This is a genomic window from Paenibacillus amylolyticus (assembly GCF_050990605.1).
In the GTDB taxonomy this organism is placed as follows: domain Bacteria; phylum Bacillota; class Bacilli; order Paenibacillales; family Paenibacillaceae; genus Paenibacillus; species Paenibacillus amylolyticus_H.
On record NZ_CP158832.1, the window covers coordinates 3,903,672 to 3,922,081 of the forward strand.

General features: G+C 46.8%; 17 protein-coding genes. 4 read left to right on the forward strand and 13 right to left on the reverse strand.

The features are described from left to right. Positions 1 to 8: 8 nt before the first annotated feature. Genes proC through ABTV53_RS17395 form a run of 4 tightly spaced genes read left to right on the forward strand, consistent with a single transcriptional unit; the run spans position 9 to position 3,420 of the window. On the forward strand, positions 9 to 869 hold the full coding sequence (proC, locus tag ABTV53_RS17380) for a pyrroline-5-carboxylate reductase (protein ID WP_036671976.1): 861 nt from the start codon (positions 9 to 11) through the stop codon (positions 867 to 869). Further along, positions 866 to 2,089 carry a 2,3-diketo-5-methylthiopentyl-1-phosphate enolase gene (locus ABTV53_RS17385; protein WP_433744683.1) on the forward strand — a complete coding sequence of 408 codons (1,224 nt, stop codon included), beginning with the start codon at positions 866 to 868 and terminating at the stop codon, positions 2,087 to 2,089. The genes proC and ABTV53_RS17385 overlap by 4 nt, the downstream gene beginning before the upstream one ends. Further along, complete coding sequence (locus ABTV53_RS17390; RefSeq protein ID WP_433744685.1) at positions 2,086 to 2,763, forward strand: 2-hydroxy-3-keto-5-methylthiopentenyl-1-phosphate phosphatase; 678 nt, start codon at positions 2,086 to 2,088, stop codon at positions 2,761 to 2,763. Before ABTV53_RS17385 ends, ABTV53_RS17390 begins: the two co-directional genes overlap by 4 nt. A 3-nt stretch (positions 2,764 to 2,766) precedes the next feature. Continuing rightward, positions 2,767 to 3,420 (forward strand): methylthioribulose 1-phosphate dehydratase, encoded by a 654-nt coding sequence (locus ABTV53_RS17395; RefSeq protein WP_433744687.1) that lies wholly within the window; start codon positions 2,767 to 2,769, stop codon positions 3,418 to 3,420. A gap of 161 nt (positions 3,421 to 3,581) precedes the next feature. Here ABTV53_RS17395 and ABTV53_RS17400 read toward each other — a convergent pair whose 3' ends face one another. The 13 genes from ABTV53_RS17400 to dinG all read right to left on the reverse strand — a co-directional run bounded on the left by ABTV53_RS17400 (position 3,582) and on the right by dinG (position 18,344). Beyond that, positions 3,582 to 4,871 carry a multi-tm2 domain protein gene (locus ABTV53_RS17400; RefSeq protein ID WP_433744689.1) on the reverse strand — a complete coding sequence of 430 codons (1,290 nt, stop codon included), beginning with the start codon at positions 4,869 to 4,871 and terminating at the stop codon, positions 3,582 to 3,584. A gap of 37 nt (positions 4,872 to 4,908) precedes the next feature. Beyond that, on the reverse strand, positions 4,909 to 5,361 hold the full coding sequence (locus tag ABTV53_RS17405) for a hypothetical protein (protein WP_433744692.1): 453 nt from the start codon (positions 5,359 to 5,361) through the stop codon (positions 4,909 to 4,911). Beyond that, a complete protein-coding gene (locus tag ABTV53_RS17410; RefSeq protein WP_433744695.1) occupies positions 5,354 to 5,854 on the reverse strand; it encodes an RNA polymerase sigma factor in 501 nt (166 codons plus the stop codon). Before ABTV53_RS17410 ends, ABTV53_RS17405 begins: the two co-directional genes overlap by 8 nt. Before the next feature lie 247 nt (positions 5,855 to 6,101). Beyond that, on the reverse strand, positions 6,102 to 6,806 hold the full coding sequence (locus ABTV53_RS17415) for a DnaD domain protein (RefSeq protein WP_433744698.1): 705 nt from the start codon (positions 6,804 to 6,806) through the stop codon (positions 6,102 to 6,104). Between the two features lie 20 nt (positions 6,807 to 6,826). Next, entirely contained in the window at positions 6,827 to 8,122 is a 1,296-nt protein-coding gene (gene asnS / locus ABTV53_RS17420; RefSeq protein WP_433744701.1) for an asparagine--tRNA ligase, read from the reverse strand. Between the two features lie 101 nt (positions 8,123 to 8,223). After that, entirely contained in the window at positions 8,224 to 9,429 is a 1,206-nt protein-coding gene (locus tag ABTV53_RS17425) for an acetate/propionate family kinase (RefSeq protein ID WP_433744704.1), read from the reverse strand. Then, positions 9,426 to 10,298 (reverse strand): 3-hydroxyacyl-CoA dehydrogenase family protein, encoded by an 873-nt coding sequence (locus ABTV53_RS17430; RefSeq protein WP_433744707.1) that lies wholly within the window; start codon positions 10,296 to 10,298, stop codon positions 9,426 to 9,428. Before ABTV53_RS17430 ends, ABTV53_RS17425 begins: the two co-directional genes overlap by 4 nt. Positions 10,299 to 10,431: 133 nt before the next feature. Continuing rightward, positions 10,432 to 11,934, reverse strand: a complete 1,503-nt coding sequence (locus ABTV53_RS17435) for an AAA family ATPase (protein ID WP_433744709.1) — start codon at positions 11,932 to 11,934, stop codon at positions 10,432 to 10,434. Beyond that, a complete protein-coding gene (locus tag ABTV53_RS17440; RefSeq protein WP_433744712.1) occupies positions 11,927 to 12,454 on the reverse strand; it encodes a hypothetical protein in 528 nt (175 codons plus the stop codon). The genes ABTV53_RS17435 and ABTV53_RS17440 overlap by 8 nt, the downstream gene beginning before the upstream one ends. 295 nt (positions 12,455 to 12,749) lie before the next feature. Next, positions 12,750 to 13,280 (reverse strand): DUF5590 domain-containing protein, encoded by a 531-nt coding sequence (locus tag ABTV53_RS17445; RefSeq protein WP_433744715.1) that lies wholly within the window; start codon positions 13,278 to 13,280, stop codon positions 12,750 to 12,752. 39 nt (positions 13,281 to 13,319) lie between these two features. Beyond that, entirely contained in the window at positions 13,320 to 14,624 is a 1,305-nt protein-coding gene (locus ABTV53_RS17450) for an amidohydrolase (protein WP_433744718.1), read from the reverse strand. Continuing rightward, positions 14,611 to 15,264, reverse strand: a complete 654-nt coding sequence (locus ABTV53_RS17455; protein ID WP_062835163.1) for a redox-sensing transcriptional repressor Rex — start codon at positions 15,262 to 15,264, stop codon at positions 14,611 to 14,613. The genes ABTV53_RS17450 and ABTV53_RS17455 overlap by 14 nt, the downstream gene beginning before the upstream one ends. Before the next feature lie 218 nt (positions 15,265 to 15,482). Next, on the reverse strand, positions 15,483 to 18,344 hold the full coding sequence (gene dinG / locus ABTV53_RS17460; protein WP_433744721.1) for an ATP-dependent DNA helicase DinG: 2,862 nt from the start codon (positions 18,342 to 18,344) through the stop codon (positions 15,483 to 15,485). Positions 18,345 to 18,410: the final 66 nt, after the last annotated feature.

Here is an 18,410-nt window from a genome sequence, read left to right on the forward strand (position 1 = left end):
CGATAAATATGAGTCAAGAGCAACAGACGTTACTACAACAAAAGATTACTTTCCACGGAGCAGGTGCGATGGCTGAGGCCATCGTGCGCGGACTGATCTCCCGCCTAGTCGTTCGTCCTCAGGATATTACGATGCTGAACCGCAGCAACCAGAAACGTCAGGAGGAGCTCAGTACCCGTTATGCAGTACACACCGGAACAGCCTCACAATCTCTGGATCATCTTGCCTCCACTCCGGTCATTGTACTGTGTATGAAACCGAAAGATGCTGCCGCAGCGCTGCGCGAACTCGGTCCATTGTTATCACCTGATCAACTGATCGTGTCTGTCATTGCCGGATTATCAATCCGCACGATGCAGTCCTTGCTTGGTCGTAAACAGCCAATTGCCAGAACCATGCCGAATACATCCAGTACCATTGGACTTGGTGCAACCGGGCTTGCCTTCTCTGCGGAGATTACGGATGAGCAGCGCAGTACGGTGATGACCATGTTTGAAGCGGTTGGTATCGTGACCATCGTGCCTGAAGATAAACTCGAAGTGCTCACAGGGATTTCCGGAAGCGGCCCTGCTTATGTATACTATTTAATGGAGGCCATGATTGCCGCAGGTATTCGTGGTGGCTTATCCAGCCAGCAATCTCGTGATCTCACTGTCCAGACGGTGCTGGGCGCGTCCCGTATGGTACAACAAACCGGTTTGGAACCGATGAAGCTTCGTAGTGATGTAACATCCCCGGGAGGGGCAACGCAGGCAGCATTGAAGACGCTGGACGAAGGAGATTTCTTTGAAAATGTAATCGCAGCCGTCAACCGCTGTGCAGAGCGCTCACGGGAGATGGGAGCTGCTTTGGAAGGGGATTTAAAATGAATAACATGTGCACAGCCACATATCGTCTGCATGATGATCATGCAGACTTCCGCAAGAAGGCTCAGTCCATCGCGATTGGCATGACCGTGGGTAGCTGGACGGAGTTGCCACAAGCCCAGCGTGAAGCGATGCAGAAGCATCTCGGTGAAGTCATCAGCGTAGAAGTACATGAAGCTGAAGGCATGGCTGCGGGTGAGCGTTACGCCGATATTACCATCGGATATCCGGATGTGAACTTCAGCCGTGATATCCCTGCCCTGCTCGTGACGGTCTTTGGCAAGATCTCAATGGATGGACGGATCAAATTGACAAAGCTTGGTTTCTCGGATGGATTCCTCCGTGCATTTCCAGGACCCAAATTTGGACTCAATGGTGTTCGTGATCTGCTTGGTGTACATGACCGTCCACTGTTAATGAGTATCTTCAAATCGGTGATTGGACTGGACGCAGATGAACTGCGTGAACAATTTATTCGTCAGGCACTTGGTGGCGTTGATCTGATCAAGGACGATGAAATTCTGTTCGAGAATAAATTGACACCTATCGAAAAAAGAGTTGAAGTCTGTATGAAAGCTGCCGAACAGGCACGCCAGGAGACAGGCAAGAAACTTCTGTATGCAACCAATCTCACAGGACCTACGTCTCGTCTGAAGCAGCAGGCTGAACGTGCCATTGGCGCAGGAGCGAATGCATTGTTATTCAACGTATTGTCTTACGGTTATGATGTCCTGCATGAACTCAGCAGTGATCCTGATATTAATGTGCCGATTATGGCTCACCCTGCTCTTGCAGGTGCGTTGTATCCTTCACCACATTACGGTATCTCGGCTTCGGTTGTACTTGGCCAGTTGATGCGTCTTGCGGGTGCCGATCTGGTGCTCTTCCCTTCTCCATATGGATCGGTTACGATGCCGAAGGAAGAAAATATGGCGATCACCGAGCAGCTGTTGTCATCTGATCTGCCGGTGAGAACCAGTATGCCAGTACCTTCAGCAGGCATCCATCCAGGCCTTGTACCGCTTATTTTGCGCGACTTTGGCACAGATGTCATCGTTAATGCTGGCGGCGGTATTCATGGGCATCCAATGGGCACTGAGGCAGGCGGACGGGCATTCCTGCAAGCCATTGAGGCAGCTCAGCGCTCCATACCACTTGCGCAATATGCAACTGAGCATCCGGAGCTCAAAAGCGCACTGGATCTGTGGGGTGGCGAACGATGAGAAGTGATAAGAAAACAGTCATTTTCTGTGACTTTGATGGTACGATTACCCTCTCGGACAACATCGTAGCGATCATGAAACATTTCAAGCCTGAGGGCATTGAAGCGATTATGAAAGATACGATTGAGCAGAACATCTCGCTGCGTGAAGGTGTTGGAGCCATGTTCGCTCTGTTGCCTGCATCGCAAAAAGATGAGATTGTGGAATTTGTGCTTGGACAAGCGGGCATTCGTGAAGGATTCAGCGAGTTTCTTGACTATGTTCGCAGCGAAGGTATCGAATTTAATGTGACCAGCGGTGGTATGGACTTCTTTATCGAACCCTTACTCGCGCCATTCGATATCCCTAAGGATCATGTCTATTGCAACGGAGCTGACTTCTCTGGTGAAACCATTCGGATTGAATGGCCGAATCCCTGCCAACCTCCTTGTGAGAATGGGTGCGGTATGTGTAAAATAACCGTGATTCGTACCTTCCCGGAAGAACAGTATAATCGAATTCTTATTGGAGACAGTTTGACGGATTTTGAAGGTGCCAAGATCGCCGATCTCGTCTATTCCCGCTCCATTTTGACGGACAAATGTATTGAACTTGGTGTGGACCATGTGCCATTCGCTACCTTTTACGATATCATCGAAGATATGAAACAGAAGCAAACACAAGGAGTGCTGTAAACGATGGGCTTTGAAAAGATTACATTGGAACACAAACGTCAGGTCCTTGAAGAACTGGCTGATATTAAAGCGTTGTTCGCCAGTCGTAACTGGTTCCCTGGAACAAGTGGCAATCTGTCGATGCGTGTAGGAGATTTTGACCCGGAGCAATTTTATTTTGCGGTTACTGCCTCAGGCAAGGACAAATCTCTGCGCACACCGGAAGACTTCCTTTTTGTGGACAAACACGGCAAAGCCATTGAGACAACTACGTTGAAACCCAGTGCCGAGACGTTGATTCACTGTGAAATCTATCGTTTGACCGGCTGCGGTGCTGTATTCCACGTGCATACCGTGTTTAACAACCTGATTAGCGAATTCTTTGGCGCAGATGGTCAAGTGCCGATTCAGGGCATCGAACTAATTAAGGCTTTTAACATCTGGGAAGAAAATGCGGAGATTCGTGTACCTGTTCTGCCTAACTTTGCAGACATTCCTTCCATTGCTGAATTGGTCCCGGATGTTCTTGATGCCAAAGTGCCAGGAATCTTGCTTCGTAATCACGGCATATATGCGTGGGGCAAAGATGCTTTTGAAGCAAAACGCCATCTGGAAGCTTTCGAATTCCTATTCGAAGTGATGTACCGTCAACTTCTGCTGAAGGGTGCTATGAAATAGCAATCATTTATTACAAATCAAAGCGGCACAACCAAAAACACGCCACAGGCTGGTATAGATAGCCTCGGCGTGTTTCTTTGTTTGGGGATAACAGCGATTGGAAGGTTGTTCTGTCATCGAAGTGTAGTGTAAATAATCTTTCATTCAACTTGGATAGTACATTACAGTCGATCATCCCGATCCTTGAATAAAAAGAGGCTCTCTGCTTCTTCGTCATTCCGATGAAGCGCATGATTCGTGGCTGCTCCCCGCTGCTTGCCAAACAGCAGCTTCAAGCCACCAAAAATGAGCAGCAAGGATACGATGACGGTGTTCAAATAGGAACGGATCTCATACGTCATAAAGGCATTTGGGAACAGCTCATTCAGCTGTGGAATGACAAGTCGGATCGCGAGATAATACAGACCCAGCGCTGCAATTCCGAATCCTATCAGACGCTGATGGCGGGCCCAATCCTTGAAGATCGGTTGATCAACCAAAGGCTCGCGTCCATAGCGACTGGAGCACTGTAGCCCGTCAAAGAAGCTGTAGAACCAGATCAACGGAATCATGAACAGGAACACCGATAAATGAAGCAGGTCCAGCACATAGATGCTTGCAAGGAACAGGAACATTAATTGCATGCCTCTTTTTTGCAATCCCAGATAGAGATGACCCGCACCTGGAAAAGCGGATAGCAGCGTCGCAAGCACTTTGCTACGTCGTCCCGCTACTCTGCCCATTTCCAATTCCTCGAATAATGTGCGATCCTGCAACACCTCACCAGCCTGCTTACGATGGACATGCTGCACCGCATCAAACATGCAGTATACCCATATTACAGGCAGAATGAGTAGGAACATCAAGAATACCGATTCATTGGTGATCGAAGCCACAAAAACCATCATGGCAAATGAACCAAAGAACGCCATCAGAAACGACAATCCGCGATGCAACAATCCCAGATGAAGGTGGCCCAATCCCGGAACAAATGAGAGCAAAATGGTGAAGAATCGTTCACCCTCACTGCCTTTTCGATACATGGGTTGACCATAGGCACCCTCATGATGACCATATTCACCACCAGGATGCTGATGCAGCTCCTCTTCATTCATCTGCTCCATAGGCCCTTGCTGACCCATGTGTACTCCCTGATAGGCTGCTCCTGGATGTTGTGGTCCGTAATGTGCTCCGTATCCCCTGTAATGAGCATCGCGGGCAGAAGGCGCACGGAGGAGCACAATGATGATGTCCAGCATGCTGATTCCCCAGAAGAAAGCGGCAAAAAGTGCACCGATAATCATTAAATCTTGTTCATTAAAGACCATTGCTATCATGAATGAGCCAACAGCTGTTCCGAAGAAAAGCAATGGATAGATCACGGCTCTTGCGGCTCGACCCCAATACATAAAACCAAGACCGGGTATCAGGTTTAATAGAAATGCGAGTAATTTGTTACGATCTGAGTGCACAGTCGTCATCCTTTCTTTTCAGGCAATGCGAAACTATTTATGGTTTGGGCTTGAAGTTATCCAGCCATGATGTGGCTGCCTCCGTCCATTTCTCCGTAAAAGACCCTCTGTGGTCGCCTTCCTGGAACTTGTGATAGGGTGCTACCTTGTCAAAAAGTCCAGACGAGAGGAAGATCAATGTCAAACAGGCCGCTACCGCGTAATGGAACACTTTATGTTCAAGCCAGCGTCGGTTTCGTCCAGCACGGGATTTACGTTGTACCTTGGAGGATTGAATACCCTCAATCCGATGCATGACTGAATCCGCAAACCCTGTCGGGTCATGTAGCGGAGGCAGTTCCTCATGGATGCCGAGTGCTTCCAGATAACTGTCCATCGCATCCGGGTCTTTCATCAGAAGCTGTTCCATTTGGTTCGCTTGAGTTTCACTTATATGGCCTTCAATATAATCCGTCCATTGCTCAGCGGTATACTTCTCCTGTTTACTCACGCCATTCATCCTCCTTCCAATGTTTACGAATCCACTGCCGGGCACGATACAAGCGGGATTCCACGGTTTTCACGGCCACCTGTGCATCACTGGCAATCTGCTCATAATTTTTTTCGCTTAGATAATACGCAGTGATAATGTCACGATGCTGAGCAGGCAACTGATTAATTCGTTCGCGAAGTTTATCCTGACGCTCTTCACGAACGAGACGGGTAAGAACGTCTTCATCCCGTCCGGGCATGTTTATTATTTTTTCTTCTCCACCCAGATCCTCAGCAGTTCGTCTGCCCAGCTTGCGTTTGGCATCAATCGCTTTGTGAAAGGCAATTCGGGTTAACCACGTTTTGAAACCTTCAGAACGGTAGTCGGGGAGAGACTTATACATCTGTATGAACGCCTCCTGAGCTGCATCCTGTGCTTCCTGATCGTTCCTGAGTACGGAATAGGACACATGGTATACGTGCTGGCTATACTTATCAATCAGAGTACGCATCTGGGATGTATCTCCTTGACGGATTTGTTCGATTACGCGCGCTTCATCAATAACTCTCCCCTCCTCTCCAATACAATAGACGACAGCTTGTGTGTTAACCCCTGCGTAATCCATCAATTTTTTTGTAAAACAAAGTGAAATCATTGCCTGAAAGGTTGATGTTACTGATAACTCATCCAATCTATAACCCCAAAAAAACAGGCACAGAATGACTTCTGGCCTGTTTCTTGTCCTGTCTACACTTGAATTAACGTCCACCATTACGAAACCGCTGCGTGTACGCCTTTGCGTCTTGAACGGTCTTGACACGATTACGACTCCACTCAAGCAGTATTCGATCGATATACCGGAAATGTACTTTGCCTGCAAAAACCGCTTCCTTCAGAGCCATTAGAATCAATTCCTCTTGATAACGGTCCTGATCCAACCAGCTGGATATCGTCTCACACTCCATTGGGGAGAGAGGACGTCCGAATTCTTTTTCAAAAATGGAGAACATGTTCCGTTCTTCCTCTTCTTTTTGAACACTGTTCGAATCTTGACGTGCTGTATTGCTGCTCTGCTGCTCCGCACGGAATGCGGCTACTTCTTCGGCAGTGCACGCTGCAAGCTTGGCATATAATCCATGTAAATCATATCGCTCGTACTGGATGTCCCGTTCTTCGTCACGGTGCTCGTCAATAGCAATATACCCATCCCTCATCAGACGTTGCAACATTCTTGCAATGCCTTCAGTTGCAAGTCCCATGCGCGCCGCAAGCTCTTCAAGCGTGGGAAACTCATTGAACTCTGCCTGACGGAACCCTAGCAGTTGAATCAGAAGAAGCACTTCTGCATCTGATAGGCCAAGCTGGTGATAAAAACGTAACAAGGCATACGGCAGATGGGCTGTACCCGAAGTCATGCCATAAGCTGCTCCATCCAACCAAGCTTTGGATGTGGTGTCTTCCATAGACGCTCCTCGGTTAAGCATTAAGGGTACAGACGATAGAGCATACGTGGGAATGCAATTGTTTCACGAACATGATCCAATCCACAGATCCATGCTACCGTCCGCTCCAATCCCAGACCGAAACCGGAGTGAGGAACCGATCCGTATTTACGCAAATCCAGATACCATTGGTAAGCTTCATCCGAGAGATTGTGCTCCTCAAAACGTTGTTGCATCAATTCCGGATCATCAATACGCTGAGAACCGCCAATAATCTCTCCATAACCTTCTGGTGCAATCATATCCGCACAGAGAACAACTTCTGGACGATTCGGATCTGGTTTCATGTAAAATGCCTTGATTCCAGCAGGATAATGCGTGATAAAGACAGGCGTATTGTACTTCTCAGCAATTGCTGTTTCGTGCGGTGCACCAAAGTCTTCTCCCCAAGGAATATCAAAGCCTTGTCCATGCAGGAATTCAATTGCTTCATCATACGTAATTCGTGGGAATGGCGCTACCATGCCTTCGAGTTTGGATACGTCACGACCGATAGATTCCAGTTCTGCACGGCAGTTTTTCACCACGGATTGAACGACATGAGCGATAAATTTCTCTTGTACGCGCAGACTTTCCTCGTGATCTACAAATGCCATTTCCGGCTCAATCATCCAGAACTCAATCAAGTGACGACGTGTTTTGGACTTCTCTGCGCGGAATGTTGGACCGAAGGAATATACCTTACCCAGCGCCATGGCTGCGGCTTCCATATATAATTGACCACTTTGTGTAAGATAAGCATCTTCATCAAAGTATTTGATGTGGAACAGGTTCGTTGTTCCTTCCGCAGACGATGGTGTCAAAATCGGAGGATCAACTTGTGTGAATCCGTTACCATCAAAGAACTGCTGAACAGCGCGAATAATCTCTGCACGAATCACCATAACCGCACGTTGCTTCGTAGAACGAAGCCACAGATGACGATGATCCATCAAGAAATCAACACCGTGCTCTTTAGGTGTAATGGGATAGTTTTCAGTCAGGTGAATGATCTCAACCCCTGTAACAGTCATCTCGTAACCGGACGCACTGCGAGGTTCCTCACGAATAATACCTGTAACATACAAAGAGCTTTCTTGTGTCAGACTCTTGGCATTGTTCCAGATCTCTTCACTAACTTCACTTTTTACAACAACCCCTTGGATATATCCGGTTCCATCACGTAGCTGCAAAAACTGAATTTTACCGCTGGAACGTTTGTTGTTAATCCAGGCACCGATTGTTACGGTTTGGCCCACATGCTCGTTCACATTACGAATTACACAATTCGTATTCATGCCCATATCTCCCCTTGGTTCCTGAATTTGAAAATGCAGCGGGCAGGCTTATGCCTGTCCTCTGCACTTCCTTGTCATTCTATATTTACTTTACAGTTAGATTACTGAGAATTCAATACGATTCGATGTGTATCACGTGCAATTACCAATTCTTCGTTTGTTGGCACAACGAGAACTTCCACTTTGGAATACGCTGTTGTGATCCGGCGTGGTTCGCCAGAACGAATGGCATTCAACGCTTCATCCAGTTCAACACCCAGATAAGTGAGCTGCTCACATACTTTTTGGCGAAGAACAACGGAGTTCTCACCTACACCAGCTGTAAAGACGATCACGTCTACACCGTTCATTGCAGCTGCATATGATCCGATGTATTTACGCAGACGGTATTCGTACATTTCAAAAGCAAGCGTAGAATTAGCATCGCCATTCTCCATACCTTCCGTAATCTCACGCATGTCACTGCTGATTCCGGAGATCGCAAGCAATCCACTATGTTTGTTCAACATGGAGTTCACTTCGCTTACGCTCAGTTCTTCCTTGTTCATGACATAAGGTACGATGGCTGGGTCAAGGTCACCAGAACGAGTTCCCATCATCAGTCCTTCAAGCGGAGTCATACCCATCGAAGTATCCACGGATACGCCACCTTTAACTGCTGTTACACTACCCCCGTTACCCACGTGACAAGTGATGATTTTCAGATCCTCCACTGGACGATCCAGATACTCAGCAGCAGCCTTGCTTACGAAATCATGGGAAGTACCATGTGCGCCGTAGCGACGTACTTTATATTTTTTGTAAAGTACACGCGGAATAGCATACAGATAAGCTTTTTCAGGCATCGTCTGATGGAACGCTGTATCAAAGACCATAACCTGTGGCACACCAGGCATATTGGCTTCAGCCGCACGAATACCCATCATTGCTGCAGGGTTATGAAGTGGAGCCAAGTCGAACAAACGACGAATTTCAGCTTTAGCAGCATCATCTACCAGTGCAGATTCTTTAAATGCTTCCCCACCGTGAACAACCCGGTGTCCAACAGCTTGAATTTCACTTACAGAATCCAGTACACCATTTTCTTTGTGAGTCAAAATATCAATGACTTTACGGATCGCTGTTGTATGCTCCAGAATCTCGCTAACTTCTGTAACATCCTCACGGCCTGTCGGTTTGTGTGTCAGAATGGAGGAATCCATTCCGATCCGCTCTACCAGACCTTTAGCCAGAACAGATTCGTCCGTCATATTATACAGTTGATATTTGAGCGAGGAACTCCCCGCATTAATTACGAGTACTTTCACAGTCGGTCACCATCCTTGTCGTACTTGAAGAATCCTTCACCTGTTTTGGCACCCAGGTGTCCTGCTCGCACCATTTTCTTCAGGACTGTAGAAGGACGATATTTCAACTCTCCGAATTCACGGAACATTCTTTCGAGTGCAGCTTCAACAGAATCCAATCCGAAACGGTCAGCCATTTCGAGTGGTCCATGTTGGAAGTTGTATCCGATACGCATTGCATCATCGATATCTTCAGCAGATGCAACACCTTCTTGCAATACATGCAACGCTTCGTTAATCAGCAGGCAGATCAAACGGGAAGTTACGAATCCAGGTGATTCATAGATCATAACTCCTTTTTTGTCCGCCACTTCTTCAACAAAACGTCTAGTCTCTTCGAATGTTGTATCCGAAGTTTTCAGTCCACGAATAATCTCTACAAGATCAACCCGGGATACCGGGTGAATAAAGTGCATACCAATAACACGCTCTGGGTATTTGGTCGAGCTTGCAAGCTCGGTCAAACTCAGCGTGGATGTATTACTTGCCAGAATGACATTGCTTGGGCAAACTTGGTCCAGTTGGCTGAATACTGTTTTTTTCGCATCCAGATCTTCTGAAATTGTCTCAATGACCATGTCGCAAGTTCCAAGTTCAGCTAAATGAGCTACCTTGGTAATACGGGAAAGAATCAATTTCTTCTCCGCTTTGGTAATCGCCCATTTCTCCAGTTGTTTATCCAGATTGGTCTCGATCATGTCATATGCATGATCCAGCTTTTGTGTTGTATGCTCCACGAGAAGCACATCAAGTCCTTTGGCTGCGAGCATTTGGGAAATACCTTGCCCCATCGTACCGCCGCCGACAACTCCTATTTTTTTGAAAAACATGGTTCTGCTCCATCCTTTCGGTTCTCTATTTCTCTATTGTACCCTGTTCGCCGAAAATTACAAATTTCGACCCAACATATAATAATATCTTAGCACGAGTGAAATGTAAAAAAAAATAACCAGCATAAATAAATTATGCTGGTAAAAGGGCACTGTCACGAAATTGACAACGAAATTGTTCGCCAGACAAAACTTCCTCACGAATCAAGATGTCGAGTGAATTGTCGAAAATTGTCCGTTGTTCTTCAAGCAAGCGCTTTGTCTGTTCCATCAGTTCTTGCAGAATTAATTTATTCTCTCTCATCAGTTCCTCAGTTGTTACCATATCCATGTTCACAATCCCGAGTGAAGTCAGCCCCGAAGCCATCATGGTCTGTACGACATTGGTCGCCTGTTCAAAGTCATTGCGTGACCCTGTAGAACGTCCACCGTAGTACATTTCCTCTGCAGCTGCTCCTCCGAGTGCAATCATGATCTGCTCTTCCAGAAAGCGCTTCGTATAGAGGAACTGTTCTTGTTGTGGGTTATGACGTACATATCCCAGCGCCTGTCCACGTGGACTGAGCGCCACCTGACTAACACTGCCTGGACGCACGAGTTCAGCCATAATGGCATGTCCCAATTCATGGATGGCGACCCTTTTCTTCTCTTCCACACTGGACTCACGATCTGTCTTCTCACCCATCATGACTTTATCAATAGCCAGAGACAAGTGCCGCTGTTCGATGTTTAACAGTCCGTCCCGCATGGCGTATATTGCTGCTTCATTCATAACACTTTCGAGCTGTGCACCAGAAAAACCATACGATTCCTCGGCTGTCTTCTCCAAATTCACTTCCTTCATCAGAGGTTTATTCACAGCATGCAGTTCCAGAATATGCTTTCTGCCCTTCTTGTCAGGCAAATCCACTTGAATATGACGGTCAAAACGTCCCGGACGCGTCAGGGCGCTATCCAGCATTTCTTTGCGGTTCGTTGCAGCAATAACCAGAATTCTTGGTGTATCGGAAGAATAGATTCCGTCCATTTCTGTCAGGAGCTGATTCAAGGTCTGATCATATTCACGCTGCTGACCGCCTTCACGTTTACCCCCGATGACATCGATTTCATCGATAAAGATAATGGCATTTTCCTTATTTTCCTTGGTGGCACGGGTTCTCGCATCCTTGAACAAATCCCGAATTCTGCTGGCACCCACACCAACATACATTTCCACGAACTCACTACCCGAAGCTGCTACAAAGACGGAATCTGTGTAATGGGCAGCAGCTTTGGCCATCAGCGTTTTCCCTGTCCCTGGAGGGCCTGTCAGCAAGATCCCTTTTAAAGGGCGAATCCCGAACTTGCGGATTTCTTCATGTTTGATGAGAAAGTCAAGCGCTTCACGCAATTCCTGCTTGGCACTATCCTGTCCGCCAATTTCTTCAAAAGTAAGCTTGGAAGGTCCTTTTTTCTTCCGTTTACGTTCCTGTGCAGCGCCTACTGTAATCCCGCCACGCATTTGCATCATGAACAGCAAACCTCCGACAAGTAATGCCGCAATCAGAATCGGAACAATATTAACACCAGTAAAAGCAAGGAAAATAATCAATACGGGAAAAAATCCGATGGCAACTTCTTTTGTCCACTTAGGCATTAGGCCACACTCCTATCTGACCGGGCACACGCGGCAGAATAATAAACTTGCTGGCATCTCCGTCTCTGAGACTGACATATACATTGTTGTCATCCATCGCTGTATTTACCTTAATTCCATTCGTCGCCATCTTTGACAACATTGGTGTAATCTCGGTGTACTGCTTGTTCTCCATCGCCTGAGCTACAGTAAACATCGCATCTCCCCACCAACTCTCCAGTGCTTCACTGGAATGATCCACAACATCCAACTTTAGTGAACGTGTTCCAATTAACGTCTGTCCTTCTTTGTGAATATATTGGACCAGTCTGCCCAAATCAACATCAGGTTGCAGATCCAGTTTCAATTGTACGTCATTGCGGTTAATAGTTAATTGAACGTCATTGACTCCATCGTACTGGGTAACCATCTTTTCAATGGGACTCTGTACAGCCACCTGACGATACACAAACCAACCTCCAAACAACACAACGGCTGAAATGACGGCAGTTAAAGCAATAGGCAATACTTTTAGCTTCAAGTGAATTACCCCTCCCAGATTTTGGCCTAACCTACTGGCTTATTGGTATATACGAATATGAGCACATTGACTCCTGCGATATTTTCGACAGGTTTATTTGTTTTGAATGTAACTTTGAGTACATATCTGAGTATATCACATCGTATATACAATTTCGAAGGCGAAAATATGAATAAATTATTAATTTTAACTATTTAAATCAAAACTGTTTACAGGCAACACAAAGAACCGGTTCAGCGGATATCCGTCTGCCGGTTCTTTCATTTCTTTAATTCTCTATGTCAATCTATTTGTTCTAGCTGTTCGGGAGTGTGTAGACCAGGTCCACCTGTTCTCCATTTCTAAAACGATAAAAGCGATAGTGGTTATGCGTACCGTCTTTATAATACACTTGCCACACATATATTCCATTCACAACTCCGGGCATGATTCGTTTAATCTCACCAGCAGGAACCTCAGAACTAAAGCGATTGCGGATCTGCGCTTCGGACATGCCATTCTGCAGCAGCTCACTGTGTACAGCGTTTGCTCCTGTAGCAGGTTGATTGTTTGCATCGAATTTAACCCAGACCATAACATCCTGGTTATCCTTGTTTTTGCCAATCAGGGTCCAGTAGATGTTGTCAGAGCCTTCTTTATCTCCCCAAATGTACTTTCGCAATTCATCATAGGATGTAATGCCCAGTTGCTCCTGTGCTGCCTGTATGGCGAGCGCTTCTTCCTTGCGCTGATCCTGCGTGACATGGACGTAATAACGCTGAAGTCCAAACAGAATCAGAACCAGTGCAAGCAGCGAAATCCATATCCACTTCTTTTTTTTCTTCAAAAGCCGAACTTCCTTTCCCTATGATGCTCTGTCCTGCAATTAACGAGCAAGCAGACCATCAAATGCCAATTGAGACTCACGCAAAATGCGCTCTTCATCCAGCGTCAGACATTCGCCGTGCTTCACCACTTGTTTTCCATCCACCCATACGTGCTCCACATCTTTGGCAGAAGCCGAGTAGATCGTATGTGAGATCAGGTCTGTATGTGGATAGAAGTGTGCCTGTTCAATGTCCAGGGCGATAAAATCTGCCTTCATGCCGACCTGAAGCGCTCCGGTATTGTTCAAGAAGATTGATTTGGCACCGTATGACGTTCCAAGTAGTAACGCTTCGCCTGCTGGCACTGCCGTCGGGTCACCAGATACACCTTTATGGATCAATGCAGCCAGTCTCATTTCCTCGAACATATCCAGGTTGTTATTGCTTGCCGGTCCGTCTGTTCCGAGTGACACGGTAACTCCTGCTTTCAGCAATGCAGGTACCCGCGCAACACCGGAAGCAAGTTTCAGGTTACTACCCGGGTTATGGGATACAGCCACATCATGACGGGCCAGAATCTCAATCTCTTCGTCATTCAGATGCACCGCATGTGCAACCAGGGATGGACGGGAGAAAAAGCCCAGTTTCTCCAGATGTGCCACAGGACGCAGTCCATAATCGGCCACGTTCTGCTCGACTTCACGAAGCGTTTCCGACATATGTGTATGAAGGGGAAGGTTTAGGTCATTCGCGACCTGTACAAGCTTCTCTATGTAGTCAGGAGGGCATGTATATGGTGCATGTGGCGAGATTACAGTTGTAATGCGACCATCTGCCTGTCCGTTCCACTCACGTGCAAACGCAGCCGACTCCTCCAGCTTCCGCAATTGCTCTTCTTCCGAGCACAGCCCGATTACACCACGTGCCAGTGCTGCTCTAACGCCGGATTGTTCCACCACTTTGGCAACTTGATCCATGTGATCATACATGTCCAGGAACGCTGTGGTTCCGCCTTTCAACATTTCAAGCACGGATAGCGAAGTTCCCCAGTATACGTCTTCTGAAGTCATTTTCGCTTCCATCGGCCACATTTTTTCCTGCAACCATACTTGCAACGCAAGATCATCTCCGTGCCCTCTAAGCAATGACATCGCTGCATGACCATGCGTATTGATCAGACCCGGCAGGAAGAACAATCCTTTTCCATCCACTTTGGTACAGTTGTTGTCTCCATCCGGCAATGTCTCACCAATATGCACAATCTTGTCATTCTCGACAACCATGTATCCTTGAACCACGTTCCAGGTTGCGCCTTCATTAACGGCAAATTTGCCGTTGTGGATTACCCATCTATTTGTTGTCATCTTCCTCGTCGTCCTTTCCAGTCTCCAAGTAATAGGCCAAACTAAGCAGATCCGTTGTAAAATCAGCATGGTGAATGCGGATATGTGGCGGTGTTTTTAGAATGGTTGGTGCAAAATTAAGGATCGCTTCGATTCCGGATTCAATCAGCTGATCCGCTACATTTTGGGCTTCCGTATCCGGTACCGTGATAATTCCGATGCGGATGTTATCCGTTTTAACCGCTTCCGTCAATTCATTCATTGGTTTTACCGTCAAACTGTTGATTTGACTACCAATCTTCGGTCCATATGCATCAAACACAGCAACAATCTTCATGTTATCTTTCAGATATGCATTGTAGTTGGACAAAGCCTGTCCGAGGTTACCCGCGCCTACAAGAGCTACATTAATTTGCTGATCGATTTTGAGAATGTGACGAATTTTCTCGATCAAATAGGATACATCATACCCGATCCCTTTACGACCAAAATCACCGAAGTAAGCCAGATCTTTACGAATTTGGGCCGGATTCAGATCCAGCCTCTGTCCAAGCTCTTGAGAAGAAACAGTAGCTACCTCACGCTGATGCAACTCGCTCAAATAACGCAAGTATACAGGCAGACGTCGTACCACGGCTTCCGAGATTTTATCCGATTTCATTCTAGCTCCCCCTTACCAAGGCCACGATAAAATAATAGATGAAAAGATGAGCATTCTGTAAAAACTTTAAGATAAACGTGACATTTTATACAGAATGCTCCCTTTAATTTAGGTTATAAGTTCTTAGTTGTAACTGCTTTAATCCGATACGGAAATATCTAATAAAGTTTAACGCCAAACGATAGTGTCATGCAATGATATAACGAACAAAACAACCATTATTCTTGTTCATTAGCAGGTTTCTCCAACCACTCGGTAATTCGTGGAACCATCTGCTCCGTGAGCATATGCTCCATTTTGGGACCAGGTAATGAATATAAAAAGAACTTACCATAATACGCCTCAATCACCCGTGTATCATAAACAATGACAATTCCTCGGTCCTTTGCTGTACGCACCAATCGGCCAAATCCCTGCTTGAAACGAATGACCGCTTGTGGCACGGATAGTTTCATGAACGGATTTTTCTTCTGCTCCTGAAGCAACTCACTCTTGGCTTCCACCAACGGATGATTCGGTGGCTGGAAAGGCAGTCGCACAATAGCGAGACAGGTTAGCGCCTCTCCCGGGATATCTACACCCTCCCAGAAGCTGCTTGTGCCCAGAAGCACCGTTGCTTTGGCATCCTGGAACCTGCGAGTCAGCTTGGAGCGGTTCCCACTGTCCACACCTTGCCCAAGCAACGAGATGTCGTTACCAGACAGTGCTTCTTTCAGCGGATCATAGACCTGTCGCAGCATCTTGTATGAAGTAAACAGAACCATCATGCGTCCACGCGTGGCAATTGCTGTCTCTGCGAGTGATTGAACTAGCATATTGACAAAGTGCGCATCACCCACACTTCCCTTCACACTCGGGAAATCACGCGGAATCACCAGAAGTGCCTGATCGCGATAGTTGAAAGGTGATGGCAGCATTGATGTTAACAGCCGATTATTCTCGGAAGCTTCCTGCAAGCCAAGCTGCTCAATCATGAACTGAAATGACTTATCTACCGAGAGCGTAGCCGATGTAAGCACAACACTTTTCTTTTTGTCAAAAAATAAATCCTTAAGTTGTGCACTCACATCTACAGGTACGGCATACAGCTGGAGAGATTTACTGCGGAACTGGCCGCTGGCTTCCATCCAGTACACCGTTTTGGCATCATCCATTCGCATGAAGAAACGCAGATTCTCCTTCAATGTGGTCAGATCTTTCAGCAATCCTGTAATGTCGGTGATCAGACTATCCGATTGATAATCATCCTGATCCTCTTTCACCTCAAGCAGCAATTTGTCCCCTTTGCGAACCAAATCGCCCAGAGTCACATAGATCTGGTTCTCCAGATCCTGCAACTCCTGCCATTTTGCAGGTTTCTGAGATGCTTTTAGACGCAGTGAAAATTGCCCCGTCTCTCCCGGTGAAGCATCACTTCGTTCAGGCAACAGACCGAACAAGGCATCGCTCATGCGATCCCACAGTTCCTTGACCTCAACTGCCAGTGGGAACATCTGATCCACCATGGAGCCCCATTGCACCGAATTTTCATGCCCTGATAACTGCGAACGAAGCATAGGGAGCTGTCCATTACGACTGTCTTTAAACAGGCGGGTCAGTGTATGAACCAAGGTGAAATATTTCATATGCATTCCAAGATGTTTACCAGCGACATCCTCCAGATGATGGGCCTCATCGATCACAAGACTGTCATAGGCTGGCAGCAGCTGATGAGCAGCTTTCACATCCGTAAATAATTTGGAGTGATTCGTGATTACGATATCAGACAACCCTGCCTCATGTTTGGCACGATGGTAGAAACATTTGCGGAACCATGGACAGGATCTTCCCAGACATGACTCAGATTCGCTCTGTACCGTCTCCCAGAAGTCTCCTCCACGTCCTCTAAGGTTAAGCTCCTCATCATCTCCGGTTTCGGTCTGCGTAAGCCAGACAATCATCTGAGCGGCTGTGAAATAATCCTCTTTTGGTGTAGCGAATTCACGTTTATTGATTTTGTGTTCAAATTTGCGCAGGCACAGGTAATGTCCACGTCCTTTGAAGACAGCAGCCTTAAACGGGAACGGAACCACTTGGGTCAGCATCGGAATGTCCCGCTCTCTCAATTGTTCCTGCAGATTGATTGTATGCGTGCTAACCATAACTTTCTGTTCTTGCTTCACACTTTCGTAAATAGCAGGCAACAGATACCCTAGAGATTTACCGGTACCCGTTCCAGCTTCGATCAAGAGATGTTTCTCTTCATCCAGTGCTTGCCTTACACTGCTGAACATCTGAGTCTGCGCTTCACGCTCTTCATAATGATCCAGCGTATCCTTCAGGTTCTCCCGAACCTGGTCCATAAACTGTTCGAAGCTTACACCATCAAGGGGGTTACCCTCGCGCTCATCACGTGGTGCACCAATATCGGTCCAATCACTAACATTAAGAGCAAGCTGCCGATAATAGGTGTGTCCGTCCAGATCCTGAATCGGCTCTGCTTCCTTCTCACTGCGCATCCCGTCCAGGAACCAACCCAAGTCACTGTCTTCTGGTGCGAACAGGTCACTGAGCCGCTGAATCGTTATGAGTGGTAATTCCTTTAACTCATCCAGACACTTGAGCAATACATGGGCTGTCGCCAGTGCATCACTGTCTGCCTGGTGCGGGCGATCATGTTGAAATCCAAATTCGGAAGACACATAACCAAGTTGATATGAACCCAGCGATGGGAATGTAATCTTCAGAAAATCAATCGTGTCCAGAATACGGCCAGTGAACGGCAAATAACCGCAACGGTCGAGAGCATTCTGCAAAAAGTGGAAATCAAAAGCGACGTTGTGTCCAACAAGCACCACATCATTAAGCAGCGGAACCATCTCCATCATCATCTCTTCGAGTGAAGGAGCGTCCGCCACATCTTCATCGGTAATACCCGTCAACCCCGAGATAAACGGGGGAATCGGTACACCAGGGTTCACATAAGAACTATATATTTGAGTTATGCTGTAGTCATGATCTATGATGGCAAGTCCGGCCTGTATAATCTCGCCGTCGGACTGCGTGCCGGTTGTTTCGAAATCCAATACGGCAAATTTCATTGCAATGTACGATCCCTTCCATTCCAGTCTATGTTACAGCATAGCAAAAAAAAGGGGATTTGAAAA

Bases quoted from the DNA above. Each gene is read 5' to 3' on its own strand.
- ABTV53_RS17395 (WP_433744687.1), top strand. From the start codon at position 2,767: ATGGGCTTTGAAAAGATTACATTGGAACACAAACGTCAGGTCCTTGAA.
- dinG (WP_433744721.1), bottom strand. From the start codon at position 18,344: ATGAAATTTGCCGTATTGGATTTCGAAACAACCGGCACGCAGTCCGAC.
- ABTV53_RS17430 (WP_433744707.1), bottom strand. From the start codon at position 10,298: ATGTTTTTCAAAAAAATAGGAGTTGTCGGCGGCGGTACGATGGGGCAA.
- ABTV53_RS17390 (WP_433744685.1), top strand. From the start codon at position 2,086: ATGAGAAGTGATAAGAAAACAGTCATTTTCTGTGACTTTGATGGTACG.
- ABTV53_RS17450 (WP_433744718.1), bottom strand. From the start codon at position 14,624: ATGACAACAAATAGATGGGTAATCCACAACGGCAAATTTGCCGTTAAT.
- asnS (WP_433744701.1), bottom strand. From the start codon at position 8,122: ATGAATACGAATTGTGTAATTCGTAATGTGAACGAGCATGTGGGCCAA.
- ABTV53_RS17415 (WP_433744698.1), bottom strand. From the start codon at position 6,806: ATGGAAGACACCACATCCAAAGCTTGGTTGGATGGAGCAGCTTATGGC.
- ABTV53_RS17385 (WP_433744683.1), top strand. From the start codon at position 866: ATGAATAACATGTGCACAGCCACATATCGTCTGCATGATGATCATGCA.
- ABTV53_RS17410 (WP_433744695.1), bottom strand. From the start codon at position 5,854: ATGCGTACTCTGATTGATAAGTATAGCCAGCACGTATACCATGTGTCC.
- ABTV53_RS17435 (WP_433744709.1), bottom strand. From the start codon at position 11,934: ATGCCTAAGTGGACAAAAGAAGTTGCCATCGGATTTTTTCCCGTATTG.
- ABTV53_RS17455 (WP_062835163.1), bottom strand. From the start codon at position 15,264: ATGAAATCGGATAAAATCTCGGAAGCCGTGGTACGACGTCTGCCTGTA.
- proC (WP_036671976.1), top strand. From the start codon at position 9: ATGAGTCAAGAGCAACAGACGTTACTACAACAAAAGATTACTTTCCAC.